This window comes from Shewanella sp. MMG014, assembly GCF_018100775.1.
In the GTDB taxonomy this organism is placed as follows: Bacteria; Pseudomonadota; Gammaproteobacteria; order Enterobacterales; family Shewanellaceae; genus Shewanella; species Shewanella japonica.
Genome location: NZ_JAGJDZ010000005.1, coordinates 172,180 through 197,872, shown reverse-complemented (window position 1 = coordinate 197,872; position 25,693 = coordinate 172,180). Strand labels below are relative to the sequence as shown.

The following is a 25,693-nucleotide window of genomic DNA, read 5'->3' as shown; positions in this document are numbered from 1 at the left end:
GATAGTTCAATGCGTTAATATGGCATGCTTGATATGAGGAGTATTGTATCAAGTTAAAGAATCTTTGCGAATATGCTCAGCTTGTATTAGGTTTAAGTAAGTTGTATTGAGTCACTATTTATGTGGTTATTTAGATCTGGCTCTCATTTTGAGCATAATTTGGCAACTTATTAATTAAAACATGTCCTTAAATCATTTTTTTAAGGTTAAAACAACCTAGAATATAATTATTATTTTTAGAATTTAAAAATTATATTTTAGAGTTCAAAAATTATAAATTAAATATTCTATATTGGAGATGAGTGATGAACTGGCGTGCACTTTTTAAACCTAGCGCAAAATATTCAATTATTGCACTGATTATTGTCGGTGTGGTTATGGGTGTAGTGGGCTACTTCGCTACTCAACAAACTTTACATGCAACCAGTACAGATGAATTCTGTATGACTTGTCATAGTAACCATTCACTGAAAGATGAAGTCCTTGCTTCAGCTCACGGCGGCGGTAGTGCTGGTGTGACAGTTCAGTGTCAAGATTGTCACCTTCCACACGGTCCAGTTGATTACTTGATCAAGAAAATCATTGTATCGAAAGATCTATATGGTTTTGTGACTATCAAAGACTTCAACACGCAAGCTTGGTTAGATGAAAACCGTAAAGAACAAGCTGACTTAGCACTTGAGTACTTCCGCGCAACGGACTCAGCTAACTGTCAACATTGTCATACTCGCATCTACGAAGACCAGCCTGAAACAATGAAGAAAATGGCTAAAAGAATGCATGAACGCAACGCCAAGCAAGAAGGCGATAAGAGAAAGACTTGTGTAGATTGTCATAAAGGTGTTGCTCACCCTTACCCTAAAAAGTAAGTAGACCTATACAAGGGTAGTTCATTGGGAGTGATGACCTGAGAGACTACCGATTAGAAAAACCTCGCAATAGCGAGGTTTTTTTATGGCTTAAATTTGGAATCACCTCTTAAGAATAGAAGAAACGAATAAACAGAAAAGGAAATCAAAAGGCCGGCCGTTATTACGAATTTAACAATATGACCAGTTAAAAAACGATACCAATTACCATATCGCCGACACTCAAAGTTTGTACCCTCATATTAAAGGAGCTGGGTAGCAGAGTTTATTGCGAGCGATACTGTAGTTAATGACATGGTAGGTAATGACAAGGTAGGCAATTAAAAAAGCCCCACATTTGTGAGGCTTATGTCAAAGCAGAAATATGATTATTTTTCTGCTGGTGGTAGGTCTAACACCTTTTGGCGGTAGACTAATAACCCAAAGACACCGAAAAAATATACCTTAATATAATCAATGAGTTTAAGTTTAAGTAAGCTGCTAAACATCGTATGAAATATCAGTAGCTGGAAGAAATGCATCATCACTGTAATCAGCAACAAGATATTTAAAATAATACTGACTTGCCCTTCAAAAGGAATAAACAGGTTATAAAACATCACTAACCAAGTGAGTAGGGTAAAGCTTTTACCTGCAGTAATAAAAAACTTCATTATTGACCTTTAATCGATTTGATATTGGAATAAACGGTAGATCACTTGACCTGCCTTTTTCTGTTTTAGCTCCACCCAAGTATTGGGTAGCTCAAGGACATCAAGTTCAGATTCCGTCTCGACATAAATCTGCGCATTCTCGTTGAGCCATTGCTTTTCATCAAGTAAAGCAATGGTCTTGTTCGCTAAGTTTTTTCGAAACGGTGGGTCGACAAACACGATATCAAAGCCTTGTTTATCCATTGGGCCTTTTTCAAGTATAGCCAAGCTGTCGCCATTAATGACGTCTGCATTGTCGCACTGTAAGGTTTGCAAATTTTGAGTTAGCTGTTTGGCTGCGCTGGTTTGTAATTCAAAAATGCGTGCATAACTGGCGTAACGAGAAAGCGATTCAAGACTTAATGCTCCGCTGCCTGCAAAGCAATCTAATACTCGTGCACCACGAACATCACTTGAAAGCCAGTTAAACAGGGTTTCTCGTACTCTGTCTGTGGTTGGACGTAAACCTTCAAGGTTATGAATAGGGAGCTTACGTGAACGCCATTGCCCTGAAATGATTCTGACTTGGCCGCTTGCCGAGTTATTTTTGGACATTTTGCCCTCGTGATTTTGCCTGAACAAAGAAAGTGGTAGACTATGCAACCAATTAGAATACTCGATATTTTATACCAAACTGAAGTGTAAGGGTGAGCAATCCTTTGTACATTATGATGAATGGGCTATCGAGACTATTTTTCCGAATTTTTTTAGCTCAATAAGCACTGGTAGTAGACATGGCAAAGAAAGGTTTTTTTTCGTGGTTTCGTAAAGACAAAACCAAAGAACAAGAGAAAGTAACAACCGAGAGCGCACAAGAGCAAATTGATACCAGTCATGCTGATCAGCAAGCGCAAGAACAGGAAGCAGCACGCCTTGCTGAAGAACAGCGTCTGCAACAAGAACATGAGCAAGCCAAGCAGGAACAAGCGCGTCTAGAAGCCGAACGCCTTGAGCAAGAACGTCTTGAGCAAGAACGTCTTGAACAAGCACGTTTAGCTGCGGAACAACTTGCAGCAGAACAAGAGGCTGCTCGTATTGCTGAAGAACAGCGTCAGCAACAAGAACGTGAGCAGGCCAAGCAGGAACAAGCACGTCTAGAAGCCGAACGCCTTGAGCAAGAACGTCTTGAACAAGAACGTTTAGCTGAGGAGCAACTTGCAGCAGAGCAAGAAGCAGCCGAACAAGAGGCGGCACGTATTGCTGAAGAAGAACGTTTAGCCGAAGAAGCGCAGCAAACTGATGCTGAACTCATTGATGAGCCGCAAGCAAAACCTGCTAAAGAAGGCTTATTTGCACGACTAAAGCGTGGCCTATTACGCACCAGTGAAAACATTGGTAGCGGATTTATGGGTATTTTCCGCGGGAAAAAAATTGATGACGAGTTATTTGAAGAACTCGAAGAGCAACTACTGATTGCAGATGTGGGCGTTGAAACCACAACTCGCCTAATCGATAGTTTGACAGAGAGTGCATCACGTAAACAGTTAAAAGATGCTGAAGCTTTATATGAGCTGATGCGTGATGAAATGCAAAAAATTCTCGATCCTGTTGCTATCCCTCTTGTACCTGAAAACAGTGACGGCCCTTATGTTATTTTAATGGTTGGTGTGAATGGTGTTGGTAAGACAACCACCATAGGTAAATTGGCAAAACAGTATCAAAAACAAGGCAAATCTGTCATGTTAGCTGCGGGCGATACTTTCCGTGCAGCAGCTGTTGAGCAATTACAAGTATGGGGGCAGCGTAATGATATTCCGGTTGTTGCGCAACATACTGGTGCAGACAGCGCATCCGTGTTATTCGATGCATTGCAAGCGGCTAAAGCACGAAACGTTGATGTATTAATTGCAGATACCGCTGGACGTTTACAAAACAAAGGTCACTTGATGGAAGAACTGAAAAAAGTTGTTCGTGTCATGAAAAAATTAGACCCTAATGCACCGCATGAAGTGATGTTAACCCTAGATGCAAGTACAGGACAAAATGCCATTAGCCAAGCGCAATTATTCCAAGAAGCGGTTGGTGTAACAGGTATTACCATCAGTAAGTTAGACGGTACAGCAAAAGGCGGGGTTATTTTTGCCATTGCTGATAAGTTTACTATCCCAATCCGTCATATCGGTGTGGGTGAGCAAATTGATGATTTACGTACCTTTAATTCAAACGATTTTATCGAAGCATTATTTAGTCAAGACAAGGCAGAATAGTCATATATGATCCATTTTGAGCAAGTCAGTAAAATTTATCCAGGTGGCCAAAAAGCCTTGTCAGAAGTCAATTTTCGCCTGCATCAAGGTGAAATGGCGTTTTTAACCGGACATTCTGGCGCTGGTAAAAGTACCTTGCTCAAATTGATCACTGTGATTGAACGTGCTAGTGCAGGTAAAGTCTCAATTAATGGCCATGATATTGCTAAGTTAGGCAAAAAACATGTGCCATATCTTCGCCGTAATATCGGTATGATATTTCAAAACCATCACCTATTAATGGATAAAAGCGTATTTGATAACGTGGCTTTGCCTCTTGTTATTGAAGGCTTTTCCCATGGTGAAATTCGTAAGCGAGTTGCTGGTGCTTTAGATATGGTTGGTTTATACGGTAAAGAGCGCCATCTACCGGTCATGTTATCAGGCGGTGAGCAACAACGTGTCGGCATTGCCCGGGCGATTGTTAATAAACCGCCTTTATTACTTGCCGATGAACCAACGGGTAACTTAGATCCTAAGTTATCGATGGATATTTTGCGGTTATTTGAGACCTTTCATGATGCGGGAACAAGTGTGCTTATCGCAACCCATGACTTGGGCTTAATTGCTCGGATGAAATATCGCACCTTAACCCTACGCCAAGGCAAGATGCTAGGTGGTGATGAGATTTACACGACAGATACTCAGGGACAGGCGTAATGACAAATAAGGTGAGCATTACCGCAAGCAAACTACCGTTTACTGGTCGATTAGTGATGTTTTTCGTTCGTCATATTCAACAAGCGATGGCGAGTATTGGTGAGTTGTGGCGAAACCCTATTTCGTCAGTGATGACCATGGCAGTATTAGGGGTCAGTTTAAGCTTACCTGCGGCGCTGCAAGTCTTAGTAAAAAATGCAGAGAATATTACCCAGTCGTGGAATAACGCTGCAGAAATTTCATTATTTATTAATGAAGGCCGAAGTGAGCAGTCCATTCAAAGCCTAATTTCCCGTATAAAAGTGTATGCCGAAGTGGATGTGGTTGATTATATTAACCGAGACCAAGCACTAGAAGAGTTTCAACGTTTATCTGGTTTTGGCGAAGCATTATCTTATTTAGATTCAAACCCGTTACCTGCCGTGGTGGTGGTCACACCTTTAGCGCGCCATTCTAGCCCTGAAGGGGCAAGGCAGTTGCTGGCTAAGCTTGAGCAAGAGCCTGAAGTGAGCTTTGGCCGCTTAGATATTGAATGGCTAGAGCGTTTGCAAGCCATGGTTAGATTAATAGAGCGTACTGTTTTAGCCATAGCGGCCTTATTGGTTTTGGCTGTGGTATTGGTTATTGGTAATACGATTCGCCTGGCTATTATGAATCGCCGCACTGAAATTGAAGTGATGAAACTTGTCGGTGCGACAGAAGCGTTTATCCAGCGTCCCTTCCTTTATACAGGTATTTGGTATGGTGTAATCGGTGGCGTTTTGGCGTGGATTATTATCAATTTACTGGTTTGGTACCTCGATTCTGCACTTGCTGAGCTATTGGGTTTGTATGGTAGTCAGTTGCAGATCCAATCTTTGAGTGTGGCTGAGTTAGTTAAGCTAGTACTGCTAGCTTCGTTCTTGGGGTGGTTGGGTTCATATTTGTCTGTTAGGCAACATCTTCGTGCAATTGAACCGTCTTAATAATTCTGTCGTATAGGCATGCTAGATTAAGACTATCGAAAAAATGAACATTTGTTCACTTGCATTTTCTTATGTTTCAGACGACTATCATTTAGCGCATATTTTATGTGCATTTCGGTGTTGAACCACTGTTGACATATCTTGTCTTATAATAGATAGTTCACCACTTACTTAAAATCTTTTAAGTAAAAAAGTGTTAAAAACGCAGTAACTAGTAGGAGCTTTAATGGCCTTTCAATCGCAATCTATGTCACTCACTGTCCCTAGAGGAAGTAGCAGCTTAGAAGCATACATGCAATCAGTCACAGGCATTGAGATGCTTGGGGCAGAGGAAGAGCATGAGTTAGCTAAACGTTTGCAAGAAACTGGCGATCTACAAGCTGCGAAGAAATTAATTATGTCTCACTTGCGCTTTGTTGTGCATGTGGCGAAAGGTTATTCTGGATATGGTTTGCCACAAGCGGACCTTATCCAAGAAGGCAACATTGGTTTGATGAAAGCAGTAAAACGCTTTGATCCTGATGTTGGTGTGCGTTTGGTGTCTTTTGCTGTGCATTGGATTAAAGCGGAAATTCATGAGTACGTGCTTAAAAACTGGCGTATCGTGAAAGTTGCAACCACTAAAGCGCAACGTAAATTGTTCTTCAATATTCGTAAAACTAAAAAGCGTTTAGGCTGGTTTAGTGATGAAGAAGTTGGCATGGTAGCAGAGAATCTTGGTGTGTCTAAAAAAGACGTTACCGAAATGGAGTCGCGAATGGCGGCGCAAGATCCTGCATTTGACTTAACCAACGACAATGACGATGACAGCAGCGCTGATTTTGCTCCTGTTCATTACCTAGAAGATCACTCTTCTGATGTGGCATTAGAAGTTGAAAATGAAAACTGGGAATCGGATTCACAAGCTCGTTTATTCTCAGCGATTAAAACCCTTGATGAGCGAAGCCAGCATATTCTTCGTTCTCGCTGGTTAGATGACGATAAAACCACATTGCAAGAACTTGCAGCCACTTATCAAGTATCGGCTGAACGTATCAGACAGCTTGAAAAGAATGCAATGAACAAATTGAAATCTTGTATGGAAATCTAAGTTAATTAGTGATGCTGCCAAGATGATTAAAACCTGCTCCGGCAGGTTTTTTTATGCCTTGAAAAGACTGAGTATGTCTTTAGTTGTTTACTTCATTCAAGTTGGCTTTAACCGCAGCAACGATCGCTTTTCGAGGAACTTTAAGGCTCGTAGTGATGACATTTTCAGGCCATGAATAATACTGGCGAGGACGTTTAAAGCGTGCCACTTTCGCCAGGACATGTTGTTGTAACGATTCGATTATCTTTGCTGTAAGGGGCGAGTGTTTATCTGTTAACTGGATAATGGCAGCGGGTAATAAGCTAAACTGCGGGTCAGCTTGAGCAAATACCACTGCATCATTAACTAGAGGGTGCGACTTTAGCGCAGCTTCAATCTCCTCTGGGTGAATATTTTCGCCGCCACAGATAAACATATTATCAGTGCGTCCAAGCAAGTATAAATTGCCTTTTTCGTCCTGCATTGCTCGGTCTTGAGTATTGAACCAACCTTGTGAATCCAGTGGCAATGTTAGTGATGCTTGGGTGATTGCTGCGTGTGATGACTCATTTTTATCTGAGTCAGCCAAATAACCCAAGAATAGGCAGTCGCCTTTAACCCAAATGGTGTTATCGACGATATTAAGTTGGCGATGTAATAATACTTGGCCGAGATGCCCCTGTGGATTGATAGCTGCCGTGGTGATTTGCGAACTCATCTCAGACATACCGTAACTGCAATAAGCATTAACTTGTTTGTCAGCAAGCGCTGAGACTAAATGAGGTTCTATAGCACCACCACCTAATAATAAGGCGTTGACACTATCTAATGCGTGGGGATGTTGTGCAAGTAGCTTACTTAATTGCGCCGCAACCAGCGAAACATGAGTCACCTTGCTTGCAATGATCTGTTGCCACAAAGCTTGGCTATCATTTAACACCACTGCTGCACCAGCAAGAGCGCATCGATTAATGATGGCTAAGCCACCAATATGAAATAACGGCAAGGATAATAACCAGCTATCACCCTGTGCCAACGCGATGTTGTTAGCAGAACCTACTGCACTAGCAATGTGGTTTTCTAAGCAATGTACAACGGCTTTTGGTGCACCGCTAGAGCCTGAGGTCAAAATGATATTTAACGGTTGCTGGGGATTTATTTTAGGTATCGCGCCAGCTAAAGCTGTGTTAGATAGCGAGATGGTAAGTTGTAGCTTGTTTACGACGCGATTATTGTCCGTTTTGTTATTGTGCTTAATGCTTGAGTCATCCATAAATGAAGGTTCAAGCCATATCGCATCAATGTTAAAGCGTTGACATAATTGGTTAATTTGCTGTGCAGGAAAGCGTGGGGAAATGGGTAACAACACGGCACCCAAGTCAACACAAGCCCAATATAAGCAAACCATTTCGAGATTATTTTTGCTGACACAAGCGAGTCGGCTATGTTGTTTAATACCCTGTGTTTGCAACGTATTAACTAGGTGGCAAACCATGGCACTGAGTTGCTGATAGGTTAACGAACCCACTGAACTTGATGCTTGCTTGATGGCGATAGCATTAGGTTGATTAAGGGCTGTTTGATGCAATGGAGAAATCATCTTCATACCTATTTTATGCTGCCTACTTTTGCTCAATAGCGACCAGAATTAACCTTGGTAGTGTTGAAGCAGTTGACATACCTCAAGGTTAAGTTGATTGTCTGAGTTCATTAATGGCTGAGTAAAACTGGCAAGTGTGTCAAGCCCAGGAATTTCGTCTGGAGTTAACACTGCAGCAAGTTTCGCAAGATCCCCAATCCCAAGATTGGCCTCTAAACTTGAACTTAAAATACACCGCACGCCATGGCTAGTAGCAAGGTTAATCAGCTGAACTAATTTATCAATATTACCGAGTACCATAGGTTTGATTATCAAGGCTGCGAGTCCTTCAAGCATGTCAAACTGGTAATGACCATCATTTAAGGTTTCATCAAGTGCAAAGGGGATATGTAGGCTTTGGTATACAAGTTGGCTTTGCTCGGGCGTTTTACAAGGCTCTTCGATGTACTCTATAGCTTGTTTTGGTAGGCAAGCTAAGAACTCAATAGCTTGTTCAACGCTAAAACCTTGATTGGCATCAAGGCGTAATTTCAGTTTTGGATTAATAGCTAAAATTTGATGAATAAATGTAATTTCTTGCTCGATACTTGCCTGAGCGACTTTAACTTTAATGGCATAAGTCCCTATGGGTAACGCATTAACTTGCTGCGTTAAGGTCTCAATACTGGTGTCGTCTTTATAATAAAATAGGCCAACTTTACGTTCATCAACATGGGCATATTGAAATTGTGATGACGATTTAAACCCGAGCAAACTTAACCCTAAACCTATAGATGCAAAGGGCGCTTGATTGGCAAGTTCATTCAGTGCCTTGATAGGTTGCCCTATCAGAGAAGGTAATTGTTGTTCAAGGTATTCAATGACCTGTGATAATGATTCAGGACTAAACCCAGTTAGCAGTTCTCCTTGAATATCAACACCTGACAAAGGGGCTATTTCAACAAACTCTGGGGCGCAGTTATCAAATGTGGCACTGATGATTAGCCCTAAACGTTGATTAATTCGCTGACTGGCGACGGGCAGAGCTGGTTCAAGGTCAATTTTATATTGATGTATGCTCAGTTCTCGGATGCTTGCTTGCGCCACATTGTCAGTCGTTTCGCCAATTTGAGTAGAGCATGAATGGCTTAAAGGTTGTGGGGCATCAAAGTGCATAAAGCAAATATCCTATAAAGCGATGGCCACCTCGGTTAAGGTGGCTAAATTTCATTTACCGTTAAAGGTTAGCTAAGGATATAAAAGTTGTACTATCCTTGCGGCAAACATCTGTGGTTGGGCTTTATGGGTATTGTGGCCAGAATTCGGAATACTGATCACCGACATATCGATTTTTTCTTGCCACTTAAGCGCCAGCTTAGAAAACTTGCTGTCTTGCTCACCCACCAACATGTATCTTGGGCAGTGTAATTGTTTCAACACTTTTTGGCCATTATCTTGTAAACCCAATGAAGTGCTTCTAAAGCAATGAAGTAGCGCTTGCGGATCATTTTTACTGCGTATACTAATCAGTTGCTCACGCGCGCTGTTTTGTAGATCTGCAAATACAGGCTGCTGATACCATTGGGCTAAAAAGTCAGTTATCGGCATATTATCGAGTTTATCTGCCCACTTTTGGTCATGTTTCAAACGAGCTTGTTTATCTCGAGTGGAACATAAGCCTAAATGGGCGGATTCTAGCATTAAACTTAACAATGCTTGTGGGTGGAACTTCGCAATGTGCAAAGCAACGCGCCCACCAAGAGAGTAACCCAGTAAATGAAACTGCGGGTAACCTAGCTTGATCACTTTATCGACAATGGTTTGAGCTAATACTTCAAAACCAGGAGAAGGTAATATTTGATCGTTTTCACCATGGCCTGGTAAATCGATACAGATACAATGAAAGTACTGGCTTAAAATGGGCAAGCTGGCTTGCCAATCTTCTTTTGAACCTAAAAAACCATGTAATAAAACCAGTGCAGGTAATGCTGTGTCACCGTAACGTTTAATGGTTGGCATTAGCGTTGTTTCACCCATTGTGCAATGAGCTTTATTTGATCGCTTGCCTGATTGGGGGCAACATTGACTTCAATTACAGAAGTCCCTGCATAAGCCATTGCATCAGTATAAGCCTCATTAAAGCTAGATAAACAATCTACTTGGTTATAAGGCAAGCCAAACATGGCAGCGGCATAACCAAACTCCAGCCCGTGACTTAAACGGTAGAATTCATCTCTGACCGCTTCATTTGGCACAGGTAATAAATTAAAAATATTGCCGCCATCATTGTTGAGCACCACGATCACAAAAGGGGTTGTGATTTGTTTGCAGATAGCCAGCGAATTAAGGTCATGTAAACTGGATATATCACCAATTAACAAAGTACTGGGTTGTTGCGTGGCAAGGGCCATACCGCAGGATGTTGCAATTAATCCATCAATACCAGATGCACCACGATTGGTATAAATATGCGGTGTTTCACAGGTTATAGGAGAAAACATGTCGTATAAGCGCACCGGTAAACTATTTCCAATAAACCACTGGTGGTTTGAGGTCTGCGCTTTAGCAAGTTGACGTACAACTTGCGGCTCACCAAAACGACTTTGATCTATGTGCTGTGTGAACAGCGCCTCTAGTTGCTGGTTCATTTCAATTAAAGGTAAAGCCCAATTGGCTGAAGATGAACGGGGCCAAGGCGCGTTACATATGGCTGAAACACTGGCTTGCCAAATACGTTTAGATTGGTGGTTAGGATCGAGTCGTTGCTGATTGGGAAGTACTTGCCAATAACTGTGCCATTGATGTTGTGCAATAAAGCTAATAAGCCTTTTTGAGATAAATCGGCCGCCAAATACCAATAATCTATCTGCTTGCTCTACAAATTTGGTTGCTTTGGGGTGTAGCATCAATTGATCAATATGGCCGATAACACTTGGGTGTTGTCGTAATTGTGACTGAGCATCTGTGACGACTGGCCAGCCTAACTTTTGTGATAATTCAATGATGAGTGATGGATTGTCATGAGGCGAAAGCGTACCTACTACAATGATGCCTTTACCATGGACAAAACGCATCATGGTGTCTTCTGAGGGCAGGTTATTACAGGAAACCTGGCCATAGTCGGTATAAGGGTGGCTGTGATTTGCCCATTCTGAGATCGGTTGAGTATAAGATGCTGATGATGCTATCAGTGCTGGTAAACTCTCCAACTCGCTTGGGTAAAGTGGCTCACGATACATGCAATTAAAATGCACAGGTTGTTGAAGGTTAGCCACGGCTTCGTCAATTGTTGTTAAGAGTGTGTTTGGACTGATAGCGAGATCTGGCGTTGGCAAATTCACTTGCTTGGCATAATCAGCAAAAATAGCAGGTTGGATAATGGCTTGATTGGCACCGCAGCCAATAAGCTCAGGTGGCCTGTCTCCACTTAATACAATTAATGGAACTTGAGTTAACCATGCTTCAACGATGGCAGGGTATAAATTAGCAACAGCTGTGCCTGATGTTGTCACTATTGCAACTGGACTATTGCTGGATTTGGCAAGGCCTAGCGCCATAAAACCAAGTCCTCGCTCATCAAAATGCATGTGGCGCTCAAGTTTATGTTGCGCCGCCGCAGCTAGGGTTAAAGGCGTTGAGCGTGAGCCTGGAGCCATGCAAACGTGTTTTACGCCAAGCCGAGCTAGCTCTTCTAGGATTAACGCACCCCATAGTAAGTTAATGTCAGACGTAGGTTGTGTTTGCATAGTAATAAATACCCAATTAAAAGTGCCTGAAACCTAAGGTTTCAACATGGTTGTTTACGCTAAGTGTTAACCACAAACCTTACAGAATGTGGGTCACTGGCTTAATAAATGTTGGCTATTTTCATCAGTATAACCAATAAATTAATTATAAAATGTGCGTTACGCTTGATTGTTAATCCATTCGCTCATTACTACATGAGTTTTAATTTTGACAATATCGGCTTGCGCATCAATATACTCTCGGATTTCATGTAATCGCTTCATGGATGCCGCATTGACATACACCAATAAATCCATTTCTCCGGTGATTCCTTGGCATGTGATTACCTCTGGAATGGCGTGGAAGACATGGACAACATCGGCGCAATTAGCCCGTTCATGCTGAATTTCAAAATAAGCGGAAACGCCTTCTTTTTGTGACTCGCTTAATAACACTTGATAGCCACGAATGATCCCTGATTGCTCGAGCTTTTTAATCCGCTCGGTTACAGCACTACGTGATAAGCTGACTGTCTCAGCGATATGAGAAATACTTTGGCGGGCATTGGCACGTAGTGTATTAATGATGAGTTGGTCGAATTTGTCCATGTGAAGTATTACTCGCTTTAAAAGGCTGAACCGTTATAAGTGGGCCGCCATAATGTCGGTTTTTTGCATTAATTCCGTCAATATGGTGGTTTAATCCATTATCTTGTGGGGTATTTACGGCAGTTTGTTTATCATTTTAATTTTATAATTCTTTCAAACTTCACCATAGAATAAGCCAATGAATCAAATTACAGGAACGATAGGGCGCTGGCAAGGTGCCGGGTTGATGGCCACCACTTTGCTAGGTACAGGGGTATTTATTTTGCCGCAAATGACCATTGCGGTGGCAAATAGTGGTGCATTATTGGCGTGGGCTATATTAACCATCGCCATTTTGCCTGTTGCGGTGGTGTTTGGGTTATTGGCTAGTCGCTTCCCACATGCCGCAGGGCCTGCCTATTTTATTGAGAAAGCTTATGGCACCACAGCAGGGCGCACAATAGGATTAATTTTCTTGTTTGTGATACCCATTGGAGCGCCAGCAGCGATTTTAATGACCTTCCAATTTATGGATGCACTTGTGTCTATTACTGGCTGGGGGCAATTAGCGGCCGAACTCATCATTGTGGCGGTATTGTTACTGCTTAATTATCGCGGGATTCAAGTTTCTGCCAAGTTGCAATTTGCGTTAACGCTAGCCATTGTCGCTGTTGTGGCAGTGCTATTTGGTGCGAGTGGCACCAATGTCGGCCAAGTGGAATCTTTTGCAAGTATGGCTTCACCAGAAGCTTCTACAGTGATGTTAGCTATGGGGATCGGTTTTTGGAGCTTTTTGGGCATCGAAGCCATGACACATTTAGCCAATGATTTTAACGATCCTAAAAAGGATATGTTACCGGCTATGATGATAGGCACTGTCCTCGTTGGCGTGATTTACCTTATCTGTACTTTATTGCTGTTGATGGTGCCAAGTGATAAAGAAGGCTTAGCCATGATCCATGCATTCAATGTGTTATTAGGTGATATCACTTGGCAAGGCATGGGTGCACAAGTGATTGGGGTATTAGGTATTGCCAGTGGTTTGGCGACGGTCAATGTGTATTGTGCAAGTGCAGCGAGATTATTGTGGAGTTTTAGTAAAGAAGGGGTGCTGCCAAGTTATTTTAGCCAGCTTAATGGCTATGGCGTGCCATTACGTGCGTTGAACACTATTTTGACCATCATGGCATTGGTCATCACCTTAACCTTTGTGACAGAGCAAAAGCTTGAAGATCTTATTGCATGGAGTAATGGTGTGTTTGTGATTATTTATCTGCTGACCATGCTATCGGCAGTAAAATTACTCAGCAAACGTTATTTGCCATTGATTATTGGTGGTAGTGTATTTTGTATTGGCGTGGGCATCGCCTTAGCTGAAAATATGCTGTATTCATTTATTCTACTGGTGGTGATAGCTCCGTTTATGTATTGGCAGAAACAGCATCAAGCTCGCAAACAGTTGGTGTAGTATTTCCTAGATAACTTAAACAAAAGCCAAAACAAAAAAACAGCGCTTAATGCGCTGTTTTTCTATGACTAAATTATGCAAAAACCGAGTTAGCGTTGTTCCATGGCAATATTACGCATTTGAATGACTTCACTATGCTTTAAATACAGCAAATCTGCAGTTCGGCGAATGATTTGATCTTCGTTTCGGCACAATTTGCCATCAGAGTATGCCAGTTTCCACATACACAGTAGCAGCTTTTGCTTTTGTTCAATTGAGCATTGAGCATTAATTTCGGCGGTGAACTCAAATAACGACGTTGCGTTACCTTGAACTAATTTGGCCTCGTCAATTAATGCATTTGCTTCAGCTGAACTGATATTTAAGCTGTGACTAATCATGCTTGGGAGCATGGCGACTTCTTGCTCATCGAGCGTCTCATCTGCATACATGACTTCAAGCAGTAAACTCACTGCGGCTAATTTTAGCTGTTGCGCTTGCTCCTCAGGGGTCACAGCTTGAGCATGGGATTGTAAAAACTGTTTCAGTTTCGCGATCATTTTGCCTCCTACACGCCAGCTAATGAGCGCATTTAATGGGAAATCTATATTGATTAAGCTTAACAGAGACAATAATGCCGAGCGAATTGCTCGGCATTAAATTATGTTAATCCTAAATGCTGTTTGGCTTATAGCAATGAATTAACACCTTTCATCAGCAAATCGACTGTACCTTCGCTGCCGTTAGTCTCTAAATATGATTTAGCGATATCGACCATAGGCGCTACGTATTCTTTTTTGATACCAAGTTGTTCAAATGCATCATAAACCATAGCTGCGCCTTCAAATGACTGACCTAAGTCACCCGCCTGGGATAATAACCCTGACATACCAGAATCTGAAGATAGCTCAGGTACTGCTGCGAGTAATGCATCGGCTCCAGGAATACTGTTTGATAGCTGGCTGAAATCAGAACCGCCTAGGTTTGATTGCGCTAGGCTTAAAAGCGTGCCTAACCCGCCCTCAGCTTGTTCTTGGCTTAACCCGAGTTGTGACATGACATTACCAACTAAGTCAGTAGATTGAGTAGCCGCAGTGTCTACTTGTTCTACTTTCTTTTCATCGCTTCCAAATACACTGTCTAACCAACTTGCCTGTGCTGGTGAAGTTAGGGCAAACATCGCTATTAGAAGACTTACTGCAGGGCTTAATTTCATCATGGCCATCCTGTGGTTTTGTTGAATGATTAAAGGTGAGGTATCGATATTGTGTCACCATTTTAACGTTATTCACAAAAATGTGACAATTGATTTGATTAACTTCTATTAAGCTTCAATATCAATTGTGCAAAAACACTGTTTTTTCGGTATCCTTAGCAGCATATTTGTCTTATTTAGATTATTGGAAATCCCATGTCATTGTCTGCAATTTTGACTGAAGCATATAATTTCTTTCGTAACCATATTGCACAGCTTGCTTCGCTTACTGTGCCACTACTGTTAATTCAAGTAATGATCCAAGTGTGGTTAGGAACAGAACTCGCAGCGCAAGCTGAAGTAGAAATCCCACAGTTTGGTGCTATTCATGGTGCAGCCATGATGGCGTTACTATTAATTTTTTCATTATTGATTGCCGCGCTAACCTTGTATTTAGAGGTTCGTTCGCGAGGTCATGATGTGACCCCTGGTTTAGTGCTTAAAAACAGCTTTACCTTTGTGCCACCATTACTGCTCGCAGGGGTATTCTCTGGTTTAGCTATTTTGGCACCTGTTATGTTATTTGCCGTGTTTGGGCCATTTTGGATTATTGGATTAAGTATTAGTTTTTACTTGTTTGCTCGCCTTGCATACGTCAACTTTATGGTTATCGTAGAACGTGTATCACCACTTGAAGCCATTAAAAGTAGCTTTAAGTTTTCATCACCAATCGTATTGAAAACTATGCTTATTTTAATGTTATATCTGCCACTTTCTATGGTAGGCGGTATCGTGTTGCAGTTAACAGAATTCGGTGGTTTCCCACTACGCATTATTATTGATACCTTGTTCGCATTTTTAGGACTTTTCGTTAACGTTGCCTTATTTAGATTGTATATGGTTAACCGTACGACAGATGATAGTGAATCAGATACCACAGAAATCTAAATGCGAGTAATCATGCTAAGGAGCCACGCCAGTGTTAAATGATATTGAATTTATTGGCGGCTTCTCAGCTGACATCGTAGACGATTACACCAAAGCCAAAAGCTACGTTAGAGATATTCCAACACAGGCTTTGGTGTTCGTTCGTAGTTTTACCCACCAAGTCACCTCGCTATTAGCCGATAAACATTCCGTTAAATTTAATAGCCCGAACTTATATGACCGCATCGAGCAATTGAATCGAATGCGTTTTATTGATGTACCAACCACACGTGCACTGCACCGATTACGCAGCGACGGTAACCGTGGTGCTCATCCAGAAAAATATCATTTAACGCAAGAGCAGCTTGTCTCACTGGCTGAGAAAACCATCAAGAATATCTTGTCGTTAATTACCTTGCTGTATCCAAAAGTACACCGAAAAAAAGCGCCTGAGTATCAGTTTGAAGCCTTTGATTCATATGTGGGGCGTGAGCTGTGCTATCAAGCTGTGATGCACAACGATCCGCAGGCTCAGTACCTGGTGGGTATGTCGCTTAAATCAAAAGCGTTAATGCAACAAGAGCAAGAGCAATCACTTGAGCAAGATGCCGAAAATCAAGTTGAGTCAGCTGGCACATTTAAGCAAGCGGCTAATTGGTTTGAGCTGGCTTCAGACAAGCATCAACAAGCCTTATTTGAGCATGGCGTTGCTTTACTGCATGGCTACAGTGGTGAAAAAAATGCCTTAGCTGGCGAGATAGCAATTGAACGTGCTGCAGGGGCTGGCGTCATAGAAGCGAAAGCTCTATTAGGCTTCTTTTTCTTGGTTGGTAGTGAAAACTTTGCAGTGGATTTAGCGGTAGCGGCGAATTGGTTAGAGCAAGCTGCATTAGCTGAAAACACTGAAGCAATGTCAAACCTAGGCGTTTTGTATTATCAGCAACAACAGCTTGATAAGGCTTTTGAATGGATTAATAAAGCGGCTCAAGCGGGTTATCCTCATGCTCAATATCATCTTGCCTTGATGTTATTTAATGGTGAAGGCTGTGAAGCAAATCCAAATGCCAGTGAACATTGGCTGGCAGAGGCGGCCGAGCAAGGTCAATTAGACGCCATGTTTACCCGAGCCCAGCATATGCTTAATGATGATTCAGGTTTAGGCGCAGGTGTGTGTTTAGCAGAGCGCTATTTGCGAGATGTGATTAACTACGGCCGCAGTGTTCCTGCAATGATAGAGCTAAGTGTCGCGCTTGCTGATGGTGTATTTAAACGCATTGATGTGGTTGAATCGGCGTCATTGCTTAAACTAGCCAAACAATATGCTAATGATGAACAAGCTGAGATTATCGAACCGATTTGGCAATCGCTTCAAATTCAAATTGATAATGTCATTGCGCTTAAACCTAGTGATGAAGAGCTTAAATCTTTGATTCATGCACAAGGGATCTTGGCTTAATTATGTTTTATTAGCCATATTCTATTTGTCATCAGGTAAAGTGAATTTTCAAAATCTGAGATTTTTTACACGCAACTATCAACTTCTTGAATGAAGAAACAAAAACACCGCCAAATGGCGGTGTTTTTGGTTGAGTCATGACTCATGTGTGACAAGCTAACAAACGTATTAATCAGGTTGATGGTCGAAGGTGCGACCGCTGCGTTGCCTGTGATTGCCTGTTTGCTTAAACATATCTGATTGGTAAACCGAGCGTTCACGTTGGATGTTCGGATCGCCTCGATAAACCTCATCTGGTGCTTGTTGACCGAAAATTGGCTGCATCTTTGGGGCTAGGTACTTGCGCCCAAGTAGGTTTAACCCGATAAAGCTAACAACGGCAAACACAATTAAAAATGGCAATAAAACAATCGACATCAAGCCGATAGCGATAATCGATAATAGTGCAAAAATAGGATTCATGGTGCCAACTTTTTGTTTCAGTTGGGCTTGATTTATAAACTGGTTAAAATTCATTAATATTCCTCAATTTACTGGCTAGACACGAATCAAAAGGCGATGGAAACGTCTCTAGAATGGCTGGTTAAATTCGAAGCCGTAGAATTTGTATATTAATAATGCAATGGAACAGCTATTAACGTCACGTTAAACCTGGTTAATGTTTGTTAGCTAAGGTTACGGGTTTGGGGCTGCAAGCATTAAGTCATTGGTTTTAATCAGTATCGTTTATTTGAATCTAGGAAAATTAAACATCGCTTTGATTCACGGCTTTCGCCACACTTTCACAAATAATATTCCGTAGCCATAAATGTCCAGGTGCTTGACTGTTACGTTCATGCCATAACAACACATAAGCCATTGGCATAAATTCAAATGGCAAGGGGACTTGTACTAAAGGGTAAAGTTTAACCGCGTGGCGGGCAAAGCTCGATGGTAAGGTAAAGATTAAATCGCTGTACGCGCAAATACTGGCAGCGCCATAAAAATCGGGCACTGTGGTGCTGATACGACGATGTAAGTTTTGTTCTGCTAGGTGATAATCTAGCGCCCACCAATCATTGCCTTCGCAGCGCACTTGCACATGTGACATTGTGAGGTAGCTTGCCAAATTCCATTGCGGGCTTTGTATTATTGCTAGCATGGGGTGATCTTGGCGAACCAAGCATACTTGCTTATCTTTAAATAGGGTTTGATGCTCGATACCGTCTGGTAGTTGCTCAATTTTTAAATCGGCTTGAGGGTGAGTGTCACGACCTGCAATACCAAAATCAATTTGTCCTAACTGTAAATCTTGCATCGACTTTTCGGTCCAAACATACGAGTCGAGTTTGACGTTAGGGGCATCATGTAACAATGTGCCGATAAAATACGGTAGCAAAGTTTCGTAAGCACTTTCGACCATGGAAAATGAAAAATGTTGATTACTGCTTGCAGGCTCAAAAGTTGGTGGTTGGGTGAGCTGATGCAATGTCTGTAATATTTGTGGCAATTGCTCGCCTAACTGAATGGCATGCGCGGTAGGTTTAAGTCCGTGTGCGGTTCGCTGAAATAATGGATCATCTAAGGTTGAACGTAAGCGATTGAGACTTTTACTCAATGCTGACTGGCTTAAGTGCAAGCGGCTGGCGGCGCGCGTGACGCTTTGTTCTTCGAGCAGGACTTGCAAGATGACCAGTAGATTTAAGTCAATCTTGGCAAGATTATCAATATTCATGTGATATTCCTTGGCTGATATTCCTCTAGGGAAATTTACTTAGGAAATCATACCATTTCTATTCATACCATGAGTAGTCTAAAATGCGCGCCTAAATCAATACCCGAAATTAAGAAAGAGACTAGAACAAATGAGACGTAACCTGCTACCCACCTTGATGTTTATGGTGCTATTAAGCCCATTGGCCATCGATATCTACTTGCCTTCTATGCCAACGATGGCGATAGAGTATGGTGTGAGTGGTAGCCAAGTTCAGTCGACATTAGTGCTGTTTTTGTTTGCGATGGGCTTAGGTCAAATTCTGATAGGTCCTTTAGCAGATCGTTTTGGGCGCCGTCCTATCGCATTATTTGGTATCGTCCTTTATGGCGTTAGCAGTCTTATTGGCGCAATGGCACAAGAGTTTGAAGTGCTACAATTAGCTCGAGTTTTACAAGGGTTAGCCGCTTGTTCAACCTCAATTGTAGTATTCAGTGCGGTGCGTGATTGCTATAGCAGCAAAGAAAGCGTCAAAATGTACAGTTATTTGAATGGCGCTATTTGTGTTATTCCTGCTTTGGCACCAACACTAGGTGGCTTACTCGCGCTGCAATTTGGTTGGCGATCTACATTTATTTTTATGGCACTTTACGCCATTATCGTGCTCGCTATTGTCCTCATTAAATTCCCAGAAACTCGTCCAGAAAACACCGATACCAGTGGCCCTTTATATCGTTGGACACGTTATAAGCCTGTGCTAAGCGATCCGCATTTTATGTTTTATGCGAGTACTTGTATGGTGGCTATGGCTTCTATTGTTACGTACGTATCGTATTCACCTATGTGGCTGATTGGCGAGTTAGGGGTAAGTGAACTTGAGTTTAGTGGCTTATTTGGCTTAAATGCTGCGGTAAATATTGCTGCGTGTTTTGCAGCGCCAGTGTTGGTTAAGCATATTGGCAATCGCCCAGCAGTCATTGCTGCACTGGCAATGATGTTGTTAGCTGCTGTTATTGAAGTCGTCATGCAGTTAGCTGGACCTGAAACCGGCCTTGCAGCAGGGTTTGCCTTCATGTTGCCAATGATGTTGTTATGCATTGGTTTTGCAGTATTACTTGGCCCTGCAACGTCAATGGCTTTATCTGCTTTCGGTGAAAGAGCGGGTACAGCAGCAGCCATGTTAGGCTGTATTCAAATGAGTGGGGCATCTGTGTTAGCAGGCTTAATTCAGATGACTGACATCAGCGCTCCTTATGCCGTAGCCTTCTTAATGGGTGGTTTATCGTTAGTATTGCTATTAATCATGTCGATAAAAAGTTTAAGCCATTTGCATATGGAGCAAGAACAGCCAGAGCATTAAATTTTTTCGTTATTTTATAGATGTTGCTCAATGCCGCTGATGAATTATTAGCGGCATTGTTGTTTTGGTTCTAGAAACGAGCGTTAATCGCGATACCGAAACTGGTATCTGAATCGCTATCAATAAAAAGCTGCTCTATTGAAGCTCTAGCGGAAATGTATTTAGAGAACTTCCAGAAATAGCTGGTATTCACTGTATAAACATTAAAGCTATCATCACTAATGTAGTTACCTGTGTCGTTTATTGAACCTTCAGGGCTTTGGCTTGAGTATGAGTAAGTGCTTTTACCATCAAAGTTTAGATATTTATAGCCAGCACCAACAGACCAAGCATTTGTAATGTACCAGTCTGCATCGATAATTAACGTCGTCTCCTCATCTTTCCCTTTGTGACTTGACTCAACCATTTGTGGAATAAAATCATTAGTTCCGTTTGGAATATACGTAGTGTATGCACTGTGATACTCCGACTTCATTTCGGCATAGGTCACTCCTGCAGTTAGCATTAAACCAGACGTTTTTTCAAAAGGTAAGTAATGCTCGTATTTGGCTGCTATGGCATCGTAATCTTCTGAACGGTGAGAATTGTATGAATCATACGAATCATGATTGGAGTTTGAAGAAGTTAAGTATGACAACGTAATTTTAGCGTATGGATTGAAATAGTAACCAGCATTGATTTCATAGGTATCTTCATCACTAGAATCAAACCATTCACGCTCTTGTGTTACTAGGGAGTAAGCACCGCCAATAAAAAAGCGAGAATCGAAAATATATTCACCACTAAGTGCATAAAGGTCTTGGTGATCTGTTGTAGCGTAACGAGCTGAAACAACAGATGATTGGCTTAAATACGGTGCAAGTTCAAGAGGGACATCGGTTTGGTCTACGCCTTGAAAAAAATAACTATATGAAGCGCTAGCTAAACCGTCTGAGCTTTCACTGGTGTCAAGAAACCCAATTTCGGCTTGGTGATGAAAGCGACTTTCTGAACTTGATGGAGAGGTATCTGCTGCAAAAGAGGCACAGCTTGCAAGGTAAAGTATCACCGAAAGTGATATTTTATTGATAGTCATAATTCTTCCCTGAGTTAAAATATATCCTAAACATAGGCTTAATTAGCAAATGTTATTTAAGTAACATTACATATAATTTCTTTTATTACAACAGGCTATAATTTTAATGAGCAGAGCTTTTTGCCAAAAATGTGCTTATCCAAAGTCGGCGTGCGTGTGTAGCAGCGTGAAAACGGTGAAGGTCAAAACCGAAGTGATTGTGCTGCAGCACCCTTCAGAGGTTGAGCATGCTAAAAATACGGTTAAGTTATTGTGTTTAACCTTACCAGAGACCCAAGTTGTGGTAGGGGAAACAGCAGAAGACTTTGCTGAGCTGCAAGTGTATCTGCAACAAGCCAGCAAGCCTGTATTTTTAGTCTATCCAAGCGAAACAAGCCAACGTGCTTCAGAGTCAAATTCACCTGAAGATTGTATTATTTTATTGATTGATGGCACTTGGCGAAAAGCCTTCAAAATGCTGCAGCTTAATCCTTGGTTACTTGATTTGCCGGCATTGCATATTGAGTTTGAAGGCGTGTCACAGTATCGCATTCGTAAAGCGAAACGAAGTGATAGCTTGTCGACGCTTGAAGCGACAGCATATATGCTGCAAGCCATTAATCCGACATTGGATATAGCGCCAATGTTTGCAGCCTTTGATGCGATGGTGCAACATAAGCTAGATGCCATGCCGCCAGCTGTGCGTGCTCGTTATGATCAAGAACAATAACAATAACAAGGAAGATATACCGCATGTTGAATCAAACGCGATTGGGTAACACATATTTCATTGCTGTCACGGTAATGGCAATCTTGAGTGCGATCAGTTCATGGCACGTGAGCGCAAGTGAAAAGCCTAGGCTGACATTATCTCAAAAAGCGGATCAAGGGCGAATTGATTCCAAAAAGACTGAGCAAGAACAGTTAGAAAAAGCTCGTAAAGCAGCAAGTGATACCCAAAATCGTGAGCAAGAAGTCTTAGCCCGTCAAGAGTCTGGTGAGTGGGAAAAAGAGCAGATAAAAAAGTCTCAAGCACAATTTAATGAGCGTGAATCTCGTGCCGACAAATATCTGCGTGAAGCAAAAGAAGCTGCCGCGAAAGAGCGAAAAATTGAAGAGAAATAGCTTCCAGCAGTTAACGCTGTTAGCAGTGTATTACTCACTAATCACTGCTCGGTAACCTTCACCATTTTCTTTGGCCACAAATGTTAAGTAGTGGTCAATACTATCGATACTGTCTTCATGATAATGGGATACAAACAATAACTGGCTCAGGTTCTCTTTGGCGATCAACTCAAGGGTCTTTTTAACTAAACGTATTCCCAAGTAATCTAAGCCTTGATAAGGCTCATCTAAAATCAGTAGCGTAGGCTGTTTAACGAGTGCTCGAGCAATCAGTAATAATCGTTGTTGGCTATAGTCTAATTGCTTTATCGGTGTATTGGCGTACTCAACCATGTGCAGCATGATGAGCCAATCTTTTGCGACAGCTTTCTGGTCAGCACTGGCTTGCTGATATAAGCCTATCGAGTCATAAAAACCTGATAAAATCACATCTGTCGCACTGCAATTTACCCGATATTGTAAGTGGAGTGCTGAAGATACCATGCCAATATGCTGTTTAATTTCCCATATGGTTTCACCGGTGCCTCTTTTTTTGCCAAAAATATGAATATCATTGCTATAGCATTGAGGGTGGTCGCCAAATATTAACCCTAACAAGGTGCTCTTACCGCAACCATTTGGGCCTTTAATTTGCCAGTGTTGGCCGTTATCAATTCGCCAATTCACATCGGTAAAAATCGTTTTTTCGCTATAGGCAACTTTGCCATTTTTAAGTTCAAAAACCGGATTGTTAAAATGACTCAGGTGGCGATGTCGTTGCATTGTCGCCAACATTAATTCGCTTTGTACCTGAGTTTGTGAGGTTATTTGGGCGATGACAGGGTGCTGCTCCCAATCGTGCTTGTTCATCTTTCTGTCTAACTTTCCGTGGCTGAAAATAGCAATGTTATCTATCCACTTGGGTTGATCTTCTTCTCTTGAAAACACCAGTAACATCGGGATTGGTAATTGGCTTAAATAGTCAGATAATGCATCTCGATGCTGAATATCTAACCCTGAAAATGGATTATCAAGCACTAAAAAGTCTGGCTGACTGGCGATGGCAATTGCCAGCATGACTCGTCGTGTTTCCCCTGTCGATAATTCTCGAAACCCTTGCTCTTGTAGTGAGTGTAGATCTAGCTTTGTCAGTAGTGCATCAATTGGCTCGGGGTTATTGGTTTGTCTGCTACCCGCTGCGGGCAGTGCTTGTTTTATCAGTTCGATGACTTTAGTGCCTGTATCGACAATATCATGAAAATCTGTGTCGTCACTTTCAAGCTCTAAGGCTAATAACCTTTGCTGCTCGGTTAATGAAACTTGGGCAATGCGATGCGCCGATATAATCATGTCACCTGACAACACCTCAATATCTTTGGGTTGGTTAGTCAGTTTGTTATCAAATAATGCAGCGGATTGCTGGCAAAGCAGATCGCCTAGTATGGATCCAATATCACCATGAGCACTAAACACTCCCCACGACTGGTTGTGAATATGCCAATCGGCAATATCCAGTGTCAGAGAGTGACTCAATGCAGTGAATTGATTAAATTTGATATCCATTAGCTAATGTCCTTGTGTTGCAACCACTGGCGAAAGGGTAACGATTCGCACAGGTCAATCGTACAGAAGTTCACTAAGTAAACAAATCGAAACAATTTCTTAGGTCCTCCTTTAACAAAATATTTAACAACTCGAGTCAGACCTTGTAGATTGGAATGCTACAAAAAATGATAATAACCATGGATGATAATATGCGCCTCTCTACTTTAGCCTTATGTGTTGCGACACTGTCAGGCACGTTTGCTCCTGCCGTTTTTGCCAATAGCCCTGATGCAGCTAAATTGACTGCGAATGTTGAACAAAAAGTCATTGAGTGGCGCCGGGATTTACATCAGCATCCTGAGCTATCTAATCGAGAATTTAGAACCAGTAAAGTGATTGCTCAGCACCTAGAATCATTAGGTTTAGAAGTACAAACTGGTGTGGCTCACACAGGCGTTGTAGCGATTTTAAAAGGGGCAAAACCTGGGCCATTAATTGGTATTCGTGCTGATATGGACGCATTGCCTGTCACTGAAGTGGTGGACTTACCTTTTGCCTCAAAAGCCACTGATACTTATCGCGGTCAAACTGTAGGCGTGATGCATGCATGTGGTCATGATACCCATGTGGCGATGTTAATGGGCGTGGCCGAAAACCTTGTTAATGCTAAAGATAGCCTTGCTGGTGACGTGATGTTTATCTTTCAACCGGCAGAAGAGGGCGCACCAGCAGGTGAAGAAGGTGGTGCAGAGTTAATGCTTAAAGAAGGCTTATTTGCCAAGCGTAAACCTGAGCAAGTGTTTGGCATGCATGTGACTTCAAGTTTACCTACGGGGGTTATTGGCCTTCGTTCAGGCCCTGCGATGGCATCAGAAGATTCATTCACTATTACCGTTAAAGGCCGTCAAACTCACGGTTCTCGTCCTTGGGGCGGAGTGGATCCTATTGTGGCATCGGCGCAAATTATTAACAGCGTACAGACCATAATTAGCCGCCAAGTCGATGTGACTAAAGCACCTGCTGTGGTGAGTTTTGGCGCCATTAATGGCGGTATTCGTTCAAACATTATTCCTGATGAGGTAGAGCTTATCGGCACGATACGTACGTTCGATCAAGATATGCGAGCAGATATTAAAGTTAAGCTTGCCGAAATTGCAGAATTATCAGCTAAAACCCTTGGGGCAACTGCCACAACAGAAATTGATGCAGGTTATCCTGTGACAGTAAACAATCCTGAATTAGTCGCTAAAATGCGCCCTGTCATTCGCAGTGTTGTAGGCGAGGATAACTTAATTGAGCCAGGGCTGATTACTGGCGCTGAAGACTTTTCTTATTACGCATTAGAAACCCCAGGTTTGTTTTATTTTCTGGGGGTCACCCCAGCAGGCAAAGATCTTGCAACAGTGGCCAGCAACCATTCACCGGCGTTTTATGTGGATGAGTCTGCATTAAAAGTTGGTGTGCAAACCATGACACAATTGGCGTTAACGGCCTTAAGCGCTAAGTAAAAAACGAATTA

The 25,693-nt window shown here is 42.0% G+C and carries 25 protein-coding genes; 12 read left to right on the top strand and 13 right to left on the bottom strand.

Annotation, left to right across the window (positions count from 1 at the left end; genetic code table 11):
• The first annotated feature begins 305 nt into the window (after positions 1–305).
• Entirely contained in the window at positions 306–869 is a 564-nt protein-coding gene (locus J8L86_RS10170; RefSeq protein WP_055025386.1) for a NapC/NirT family cytochrome c, read from the top strand.
• Positions 870–1,237: 368 nt separating this feature from the next.
• On the opposite strand, the gene J8L86_RS10165 is transcribed toward J8L86_RS10170, so the two are convergent.
• Entirely contained in the window at positions 1,238–1,522 is a 285-nt protein-coding gene (locus J8L86_RS10165) for a DUF1145 domain-containing protein (protein ID WP_055025385.1), read from the bottom strand.
• Between the two features lie 9 nt (positions 1,523–1,531).
• Positions 1,532–2,116: a 16S rRNA (guanine(966)-N(2))-methyltransferase RsmD gene (gene rsmD / locus J8L86_RS10160; RefSeq protein WP_055025384.1), complete on the bottom strand. Its 585-nt coding sequence runs from the start codon at positions 2,114–2,116 to the stop codon at positions 1,532–1,534.
• A 179-nt stretch (positions 2,117–2,295) separates the two neighbouring features.
• Here rsmD and ftsY point away from each other — a divergent pair, with 179 nt between their 5' ends.
• The 4 genes from ftsY to rpoH all read left to right on the top strand — a co-directional run bounded on the left by ftsY (position 2,296) and on the right by rpoH (position 6,522).
• A complete protein-coding gene (gene ftsY, locus J8L86_RS10155) occupies positions 2,296–3,768 on the top strand; it encodes a signal recognition particle-docking protein FtsY (protein ID WP_211030132.1) in 1,473 nt (490 codons plus the stop codon).
• 6 nt (positions 3,769–3,774) lie between these two features.
• On the top strand, positions 3,775–4,467 hold the full coding sequence (gene ftsE, locus J8L86_RS10150) for a cell division ATP-binding protein FtsE (RefSeq protein WP_055025382.1): 693 nt from the start codon (positions 3,775–3,777) through the stop codon (positions 4,465–4,467).
• A complete protein-coding gene (ftsX, locus tag J8L86_RS10145) occupies positions 4,467–5,432 on the top strand; it encodes a permease-like cell division protein FtsX (protein ID WP_055025381.1) in 966 nt (321 codons plus the stop codon). Before ftsE ends, ftsX begins: the two co-directional genes overlap by 1 nt.
• A 226-nt stretch (positions 5,433–5,658) precedes the next feature.
• Positions 5,659–6,522, top strand: coding sequence for an RNA polymerase sigma factor RpoH (rpoH, locus tag J8L86_RS10140; protein WP_055025380.1), 864 nt, complete (start codon positions 5,659–5,661; stop codon positions 6,520–6,522).
• Positions 6,523–6,601: 79 nt separating this feature from the next.
• Here rpoH and menE read toward each other — a convergent pair whose 3' ends face one another.
• The 5 genes from menE to J8L86_RS10115 all read right to left on the bottom strand — a co-directional run bounded on the left by menE (position 6,602) and on the right by J8L86_RS10115 (position 12,414).
• Entirely contained in the window at positions 6,602–8,101 is a 1,500-nt protein-coding gene (gene menE, locus J8L86_RS10135) for an o-succinylbenzoate--CoA ligase (RefSeq protein WP_247663321.1), read from the bottom strand.
• Positions 8,102–8,149: 48 nt separating this feature from the next.
• The gene (menC, locus tag J8L86_RS10130) at positions 8,150–9,256 is read right to left on the bottom strand and encodes an o-succinylbenzoate synthase (protein ID WP_211030128.1); all 1,107 of its coding nucleotides are present in this window, start codon (positions 9,254–9,256) and stop codon (positions 8,150–8,152) included.
• Positions 9,257–9,328: 72 nt separating this feature from the next.
• Complete coding sequence (gene menH / locus J8L86_RS10125; RefSeq protein ID WP_211030126.1) at positions 9,329–10,099, bottom strand: 2-succinyl-6-hydroxy-2,4-cyclohexadiene-1-carboxylate synthase; 771 nt, start codon at positions 10,097–10,099, stop codon at positions 9,329–9,331.
• The gene (menD, locus tag J8L86_RS10120; RefSeq protein ID WP_065110180.1) at positions 10,099–11,826 is read right to left on the bottom strand and encodes a 2-succinyl-5-enolpyruvyl-6-hydroxy-3-cyclohexene-1-carboxylic-acid synthase; all 1,728 of its coding nucleotides are present in this window, start codon (positions 11,824–11,826) and stop codon (positions 10,099–10,101) included. The genes menH and menD overlap by 1 nt, the downstream gene beginning before the upstream one ends.
• Positions 11,827–11,985: 159 nt before the next feature.
• Positions 11,986–12,414 (bottom strand): Lrp/AsnC family transcriptional regulator, encoded by a 429-nt coding sequence (locus J8L86_RS10115; protein ID WP_211030124.1) that lies wholly within the window; start codon positions 12,412–12,414, stop codon positions 11,986–11,988.
• Positions 12,415–12,592: 178 nt separating this feature from the next.
• Between J8L86_RS10115 and yjeH the strand changes: the two genes are divergently transcribed.
• Entirely contained in the window at positions 12,593–13,861 is a 1,269-nt protein-coding gene (gene yjeH / locus J8L86_RS10110) for an L-methionine/branched-chain amino acid transporter (RefSeq protein WP_211030122.1), read from the top strand.
• An 89-nt stretch (positions 13,862–13,950) separates the two neighbouring features.
• Here yjeH and J8L86_RS10105 read toward each other — a convergent pair whose 3' ends face one another.
• The gene (locus J8L86_RS10105; RefSeq protein ID WP_055025375.1) at positions 13,951–14,400 is read right to left on the bottom strand and encodes a TerB family tellurite resistance protein; all 450 of its coding nucleotides are present in this window, start codon (positions 14,398–14,400) and stop codon (positions 13,951–13,953) included.
• A 128-nt stretch (positions 14,401–14,528) separates the two neighbouring features.
• On the bottom strand, positions 14,529–15,056 hold the full coding sequence (locus J8L86_RS10100) for a DUF2780 domain-containing protein (RefSeq protein ID WP_211030282.1): 528 nt from the start codon (positions 15,054–15,056) through the stop codon (positions 14,529–14,531).
• 195 nt (positions 15,057–15,251) lie between these two features.
• Here J8L86_RS10100 and J8L86_RS10095 point away from each other — a divergent pair, with 195 nt between their 5' ends.
• On the top strand, positions 15,252–15,983 hold the full coding sequence (locus tag J8L86_RS10095) for a hypothetical protein (RefSeq protein WP_055025373.1): 732 nt from the start codon (positions 15,252–15,254) through the stop codon (positions 15,981–15,983).
• A gap of 31 nt (positions 15,984–16,014) precedes the next feature.
• Positions 16,015–17,418, top strand: coding sequence for a tetratricopeptide repeat protein (locus tag J8L86_RS10090; protein ID WP_211030120.1), 1,404 nt, complete (start codon positions 16,015–16,017; stop codon positions 17,416–17,418).
• Between the two features lie 168 nt (positions 17,419–17,586).
• On the opposite strand, the gene J8L86_RS10085 is transcribed toward J8L86_RS10090, so the two are convergent.
• The gene (locus J8L86_RS10085; RefSeq protein ID WP_055025371.1) at positions 17,587–17,934 is read right to left on the bottom strand and encodes a hypothetical protein; all 348 of its coding nucleotides are present in this window, start codon (positions 17,932–17,934) and stop codon (positions 17,587–17,589) included.
• Positions 17,935–18,163: 229 nt separating this feature from the next.
• Positions 18,164–19,132 carry a LysR family transcriptional regulator gene (locus J8L86_RS10080; protein ID WP_065110174.1) on the bottom strand — a complete coding sequence of 323 codons (969 nt, stop codon included), beginning with the start codon at positions 19,130–19,132 and terminating at the stop codon, positions 18,164–18,166.
• A 130-nt stretch (positions 19,133–19,262) separates the two neighbouring features.
• Between J8L86_RS10080 and J8L86_RS10075 the strand changes: the two genes are divergently transcribed.
• Complete coding sequence (locus tag J8L86_RS10075) at positions 19,263–20,471, top strand: multidrug effflux MFS transporter (RefSeq protein WP_211030118.1); 1,209 nt, start codon at positions 19,263–19,265, stop codon at positions 20,469–20,471.
• A 70-nt stretch (positions 20,472–20,541) separates the two neighbouring features.
• On the opposite strand, the gene J8L86_RS10070 is transcribed toward J8L86_RS10075, so the two are convergent.
• Positions 20,542–21,546: a putative porin gene (locus tag J8L86_RS10070; RefSeq protein WP_211030116.1), complete on the bottom strand. Its 1,005-nt coding sequence runs from the start codon at positions 21,544–21,546 to the stop codon at positions 20,542–20,544.
• Between the two features lie 106 nt (positions 21,547–21,652).
• Here J8L86_RS10070 and J8L86_RS10065 point away from each other — a divergent pair, with 106 nt between their 5' ends.
• Together J8L86_RS10065 and J8L86_RS10060 are read left to right on the top strand one after the other, a co-directional pair.
• The gene (locus J8L86_RS10065; protein WP_065110171.1) at positions 21,653–22,255 is read left to right on the top strand and encodes a tRNA-uridine aminocarboxypropyltransferase; all 603 of its coding nucleotides are present in this window, start codon (positions 21,653–21,655) and stop codon (positions 22,253–22,255) included.
• A gap of 23 nt (positions 22,256–22,278) precedes the next feature.
• Entirely contained in the window at positions 22,279–22,650 is a 372-nt protein-coding gene (locus J8L86_RS10060; RefSeq protein WP_055025367.1) for a hypothetical protein, read from the top strand.
• A gap of 30 nt (positions 22,651–22,680) precedes the next feature.
• Here the strand turns inward: J8L86_RS10060 and J8L86_RS10055 are convergent, their stop codons facing one another.
• On the bottom strand, positions 22,681–24,192 hold the full coding sequence (locus J8L86_RS10055; RefSeq protein WP_211030115.1) for an ATP-binding cassette domain-containing protein: 1,512 nt from the start codon (positions 24,190–24,192) through the stop codon (positions 22,681–22,683).
• Between the two features lie 191 nt (positions 24,193–24,383).
• Here J8L86_RS10055 and J8L86_RS10050 point away from each other — a divergent pair, with 191 nt between their 5' ends.
• Complete coding sequence (locus tag J8L86_RS10050) at positions 24,384–25,682, top strand: amidohydrolase (RefSeq protein WP_211030113.1); 1,299 nt, start codon at positions 24,384–24,386, stop codon at positions 25,680–25,682.
• Positions 25,683–25,693: the final 11 nt, after the last annotated feature.

What these genes read in the sequence shown, in the direction of transcription:
- J8L86_RS10170 (WP_055025386.1), top strand. Translation starts at nt 306, where the DNA reads ATGAACTGGCGTGCACTTTTTAAACCTAGCGCAAAATATTCAATTATT.
- J8L86_RS10165 (WP_055025385.1), bottom strand. Translation starts at nt 1,522, where the DNA reads ATGAAGTTTTTTATTACTGCAGGTAAAAGCTTTACCCTACTCACTTGG.
- rsmD (WP_055025384.1), bottom strand. Translation starts at nt 2,116, where the DNA reads ATGTCCAAAAATAACTCGGCAAGCGGCCAAGTCAGAATCATTTCAGGG.
- ftsY (WP_211030132.1), top strand. Translation starts at nt 2,296, where the DNA reads ATGGCAAAGAAAGGTTTTTTTTCGTGGTTTCGTAAAGACAAAACCAAA.
- ftsE (WP_055025382.1), top strand. Translation starts at nt 3,775, where the DNA reads ATGATCCATTTTGAGCAAGTCAGTAAAATTTATCCAGGTGGCCAAAAA.
- ftsX (WP_055025381.1), top strand. Translation starts at nt 4,467, where the DNA reads ATGACAAATAAGGTGAGCATTACCGCAAGCAAACTACCGTTTACTGGT.
- rpoH (WP_055025380.1), top strand. Translation starts at nt 5,659, where the DNA reads ATGGCCTTTCAATCGCAATCTATGTCACTCACTGTCCCTAGAGGAAGT.
- menE (WP_247663321.1), bottom strand. Translation starts at nt 8,101, where the DNA reads ATGATTTCTCCATTGCATCAAACAGCCCTTAATCAACCTAATGCTATC.
- menC (WP_211030128.1), bottom strand. Translation starts at nt 9,256, where the DNA reads ATGCACTTTGATGCCCCACAACCTTTAAGCCATTCATGCTCTACTCAA.
- menH (WP_211030126.1), bottom strand. Translation starts at nt 10,099, where the DNA reads ATGCCAACCATTAAACGTTACGGTGACACAGCATTACCTGCACTGGTT.
- menD (WP_065110180.1), bottom strand. Translation starts at nt 11,826, where the DNA reads ATGCAAACACAACCTACGTCTGACATTAACTTACTATGGGGTGCGTTA.
- J8L86_RS10115 (WP_211030124.1), bottom strand. Translation starts at nt 12,414, where the DNA reads ATGGACAAATTCGACCAACTCATCATTAATACACTACGTGCCAATGCC.
- yjeH (WP_211030122.1), top strand. Translation starts at nt 12,593, where the DNA reads ATGAATCAAATTACAGGAACGATAGGGCGCTGGCAAGGTGCCGGGTTG.
- J8L86_RS10105 (WP_055025375.1), bottom strand. Translation starts at nt 14,400, where the DNA reads ATGATCGCGAAACTGAAACAGTTTTTACAATCCCATGCTCAAGCTGTG.
- J8L86_RS10100 (WP_211030282.1), bottom strand. Translation starts at nt 15,056, where the DNA reads ATGAAATTAAGCCCTGCAGTAAGTCTTCTAATAGCGATGTTTGCCCTA.
- J8L86_RS10095 (WP_055025373.1), top strand. Translation starts at nt 15,252, where the DNA reads ATGTCATTGTCTGCAATTTTGACTGAAGCATATAATTTCTTTCGTAAC.
- J8L86_RS10085 (WP_055025371.1), bottom strand. Translation starts at nt 17,934, where the DNA reads ATGAATTTTAACCAGTTTATAAATCAAGCCCAACTGAAACAAAAAGTT.
- J8L86_RS10080 (WP_065110174.1), bottom strand. Translation starts at nt 19,132, where the DNA reads ATGAATATTGATAATCTTGCCAAGATTGACTTAAATCTACTGGTCATC.
- J8L86_RS10075 (WP_211030118.1), top strand. Translation starts at nt 19,263, where the DNA reads ATGAGACGTAACCTGCTACCCACCTTGATGTTTATGGTGCTATTAAGC.
- J8L86_RS10070 (WP_211030116.1), bottom strand. Translation starts at nt 21,546, where the DNA reads ATGACTATCAATAAAATATCACTTTCGGTGATACTTTACCTTGCAAGC.
- J8L86_RS10065 (WP_065110171.1), top strand. Translation starts at nt 21,653, where the DNA reads ATGAGCAGAGCTTTTTGCCAAAAATGTGCTTATCCAAAGTCGGCGTGC.
- J8L86_RS10060 (WP_055025367.1), top strand. Translation starts at nt 22,279, where the DNA reads ATGTTGAATCAAACGCGATTGGGTAACACATATTTCATTGCTGTCACG.
- J8L86_RS10055 (WP_211030115.1), bottom strand. Translation starts at nt 24,192, where the DNA reads ATGGATATCAAATTTAATCAATTCACTGCATTGAGTCACTCTCTGACA.
- J8L86_RS10050 (WP_211030113.1), top strand. Translation starts at nt 24,384, where the DNA reads ATGCGCCTCTCTACTTTAGCCTTATGTGTTGCGACACTGTCAGGCACG.